Below are 619 nucleotides of genomic sequence, written 5' to 3'. Positions count from 1 at the left end.
CGGGGTGCCGAGCGGCGGGATCGGGTTACGACCGGGATCGCGTGTGAGGGAATGTGGGGGGTTTGGCTTGTGCTGGGCAGGCCTGGCGTTGACCGACTCTCCCGTGTCTTGAGACACAGTACCATGGGCGCTGGTGTGTTTAACGGCCGAGTTCGTGATGGGAACGGGTTCTTGGCACACCGCTCAGGCCACCAGGACGGCGCAGCAGGAGTGGGGGTTCGAGTCCTTGGGGTTTGCTGGGGCAAAGAGGGACCGCAGGTCGTTTCGGGCTCGGTTGGTGTTTTTACCGGCCGGGTTCGAGATGGGATCGGGTTCCGGGCACACCGCTCAGGCCACCAGGCCGGCGCAGCACAAGTGGGGTTTCGTGTTCTTGGGTTTGTTCGGGCAAGCAGGGACCGACAGCCGTTTCGGTGTCGGTTGGTCTTTGGTCGTAACGTTTTGGTGTGGTGTCTGTTCGTCAGCCTTACGGCTGTCGATCAGCACCGGACACGGATCATGAGAGCGATCAAGCCGATCGGGCGATTAGTACCGGTCAGCTCAACGCGTTACCGCGCTTGCACTCCCGGCCTATCGACGTGGTCGTCTTCCACGGCCCTCAAGGGAGACCTCGTTTTGAGGT

Annotated in this window: 2 rRNA genes; both read right to left on the bottom strand. The window is 62.0% G+C overall.

The window, feature by feature from the left end:
• Nucleotides 1-80 precede the first annotated feature (80 nt).
• Nucleotides 81-196 (bottom strand): 5S ribosomal RNA (gene rrf / locus MKK50_RS00245).
• A 305-nt stretch (nt 197-501) separates the two neighbouring features.
• A 23S ribosomal RNA gene (locus MKK50_RS00240) occupies nt 502-619 on the bottom strand; the annotation flags it as partial.

It is taken from the genome of Methylobacterium sp. J-043 (assembly GCF_022829505.1).
GTDB lineage: Bacteria > Pseudomonadota > Alphaproteobacteria > Rhizobiales > Beijerinckiaceae > Methylobacterium > Methylobacterium extorquens_A.
Note: the sequence above shows the minus strand (reverse complement) of the source record. Positions and strands in the feature narration are given on the sequence as shown.